The sequence below is a fragment of the Streptomyces sp. NPDC088246 genome (assembly GCF_044741025.1).
GTDB lineage: Bacteria > Actinomycetota > Actinomycetes > Streptomycetales > Streptomycetaceae > Streptomyces.
Genome location: NZ_JBIURV010000149.1, coordinates 1 through 2981, shown reverse-complemented (window position 1 = coordinate 2981; position 2981 = coordinate 1). Strand labels below are relative to the sequence as shown.

Below are 2981 nucleotides of genomic sequence, written 5' to 3'. Positions count from 1 at the left end.
GAGGCCGAAGGCGTTCCTCCGATCGGCACGCCGATGGCCAACACCCGTGTCTACGTACTCGACGCGCAGCTGCGCCCCGTCCCGGTCGGTGTGGTCGGTGAGTTGTTCGTTGCTGGCGCGGGTGTGGCGCGTGGTTATGGGGGCCGTGCTGGTCTGACGGGTGAGCGGTTCGTCGCTGATCCGTTCGCGGGTGATGGCAGTCGCATGTACCGGTCGGGTGATCAGGTGCGGTGGCTGCCGGAGGGCCGGCTGGAGTTCGTCGGACGTGCCGACGACCAGGTCAAGATCCGCGGGTTCCGAGTCGAGCCCGGCGAGATCGAGACGGCGCTGGCCGCGCACGCCGCCGTACGGACAGCGGTCGTGACCGCGTACGGAGAGAACGCCGACCGCAAACTGGCCGCCTACCTGGTGCCCACTGATCACAGCGAGGGCATACCGGACCCGGCTGACCTGCGAGAACTACTGCTCCGGAGCCTCCCCGACTACATGGTCCCGGCGGCCTTCACCGAGATGTCGAGGCTGCCCCTCACCACGAACGGAAAGGTGGACAAGGCGGCGCTGCCGATACCCGAGCCGGTCCGCTCCACAAGCACCGAGTACGTCGCACCGTCCGGCGAAGCGGAGGAACTCCTCGCGGAGATCTGGTCCGAGGTCCTCGGGATCGAGCGGATCGGAGCCCACGACAACTTCTTCGAACTGGGCGGGAACTCGCTCCTCGTCACCCAGATCGTCGGCCGCATTCGCGGCGCGGGGCACGACATCAGCGTCGGGGACCTCTTCGACCACCCGACCCTGGCGACCGCCGCCCCGCTGATCCAGATCCAGGCGGAGGACCCCGAGGTCCGTTCGGTGGTGACCATCCGCGCGGGCCGGACCAGCCCCGCGATATTCGCCGTACACACCCTGACCGGTGAGGTCGCCGCGTTCGCGGAGGTCGCCGGGCACCTGGCCGAGGGACAGCGCTTCTACGGACTGCAGGAACGCGGCCTGACCGGCGAGGACGCGCCGCCCTCGTCCGTCGAGGAGATGGCGACCACGTACATCGGCGAAATGTTGCGGGTGCAGAAGGAAGGCCCCTACCTGCTGGTCGGCCAGTCCGGGAGTTCGTACGTCGCGTTGGAGATGGCGCGCCAGCTCACCGCCATGGGCAAGGAGGTGGGCGGGGTCTTCCTCATGGCGCCGGCCCGCCAGCCCTTCGCCTGGCGCCTGCCGAGCCAGGCGTTCGGCCGCTCCGACCGGAAGCTGCTGGCCGCCCTGGAGGCAGCCCTCGACGGCGCTGCCGGGACGAAGCTCTCCCGGGCGGACGAGAAGAAGGTGCTGAAACTCGGAGCGCCGGACGACGAGATCGCCAAGGGCGTCCGCGAAGGCGACAAGCACGCCCTGCGGATCATGCGTGCCCTGGCCATCAACCGGCTCGCCTACTCGTACTACGGCGAGCTCATGCACCGCGGCATGCGTAACTACGACGGCCGTGTGGTGCTCCTCATGCCGCGCGAGGACCGGCCCAAGCCGTACAAGTGGACCCTCGAACAGTGGCAGATCCCCGTCACGCGGGGTCCGGAGGTCGTGGACGTGCCGGGCGAGCACTCGACCGTGTTCTACGGCGAGAGCGCCGAGGCCGTGGGCGCCTATCTGAGCGCCGAGATCACCCGCTGGCAGCGCGACGAAGGAGAGACCGCATGACGGGGTCCACAGGCACGCAGCCGCCGACCGCCGGGGCGGAGGGCACCAGCGCCTACGAACTCCCCAACGGGCGCAGGATCACCTGTGTCAGTCCGGCGGAGGCCAAGGTCCTCTGGGCGGAGGCCGTGGACGCCGGGCTCTACAAGTCGGCCGCGGACGCCCTGCGGCCAGGCGACACCGTCCTCGACATCGGGGCGAACATCGGAATCGTCTCGTTGATGTTCGGTTGGAAGGCACCCGATCTCAGGATCGTCTCCGTGGAACCCGCGCCTACCACGTTTTCCTGTCTGGAGGCGAATCTGCGGCGCCATCTGCCCGGCGCCGTCGCCGTGCGCAGTGCGGTGGCCGACCGGGCCGGCCACCGGACTTTCACCTATTACCCGAGGTCGACCGGAAACTCGGGACTGTTCGCGGACCAGCGGGCGGACGACGAGAACACCCGGATATTCCTGCGCAACACCGGAATCCCGGAGGAATACATCGGGGAGATCGTCAGGGACCTGCACCGGGGCGTCGGCATGACCGTGCCCACCCTGACCGTCTCCGACCTGATCAGGACCCATGACCTGCGAGAGGTCAGCCTCCTGAAGATCGATGTGGAGCGCGCGGAACACCTGGTCCTGGCGGGGATCGAGGACGAGCACTGGCCGCTGATCGGCCGCATCGTCGCCGAGGTCCACGACGAGGACGGCCGGCTGGCGGCCCTCACCGGCCTCCTCGAACGACACGGTTTCACCCTCACCGTCAGCCAGCAGCCCAAGCTCGCTGGAACGGATTTGTACGAACTCGCCGCTGCACGCCGCCCGTGAGGCGTTCAAATGCCGCCGCGCAGCACTTGAACACGGCACCGGAATACTGGCCGGTGACCGGGCATCCCGTACGCCATGGAGCCGCTGGATCAATGATCCAGCGGTGTGCCATGGTGACTCGGGGAATCTTCGACTCACATGAGTGAGTAGCGCACGCCGAGGCATCGCCATGACCTGGTGCGGAGCGGATCATTCGCGATCCCGCTCTCAAGGGTCCGGGATCCGAGGCGGATACCCCAGGGCCGAGCAGCGCACCGTCATGCACTAATTCAGCTTTCTCATTTGCAGGGGACAACTGATGCTTTCTGACGCCAAGCGGGAATTGCTGAAGCGACGCCTCCGGGGAGAGCAGGTATCGCGCCGCGCCTGGGACCCCCGCCCGGCCGGTCCCCTCCCGCTGTCGTTCGCGCAGCAGCGCCTGTGGTTCCTCAGTCAGATGGAGCCGGGGTCGACGGAGTACAACCTGTCGATGCGTGTGCGGTGGGATGG

The 2981-nt window shown here is 68.0% G+C and carries 3 protein-coding genes; all 3 read left to right on the top strand.

Annotated features, from left to right (window positions below; all coding sequences use genetic code 11):
* Positions 1-1683: thioesterase domain-containing protein (locus tag ACIPEK_RS46400; RefSeq protein WP_402009012.1), on the top strand; the 1683-nt coding region annotated here is incomplete at its 5' end.
* Positions 1680-2492: an FkbM family methyltransferase gene (locus ACIPEK_RS46395; protein ID WP_402009009.1), complete on the top strand. Its 813-nt coding sequence runs from the start codon at positions 1680-1682 to the stop codon at positions 2490-2492. The genes ACIPEK_RS46400 and ACIPEK_RS46395, both read left to right, overlap by 4 nt.
* A 298-nt stretch (positions 2493-2790) precedes the next feature.
* The coding region (locus ACIPEK_RS46390; protein ID WP_402009006.1) for a hypothetical protein at positions 2791-2981 on the top strand (191 nt) is incomplete at its 3' end.

Bases quoted from the DNA above. Each gene is read 5' to 3' on its own strand.
- ACIPEK_RS46395 (WP_402009009.1), top strand. From the start codon at position 1,680: ATGACGGGGTCCACAGGCACGCAGCCGCCGACCGCCGGGGCGGAGGGC.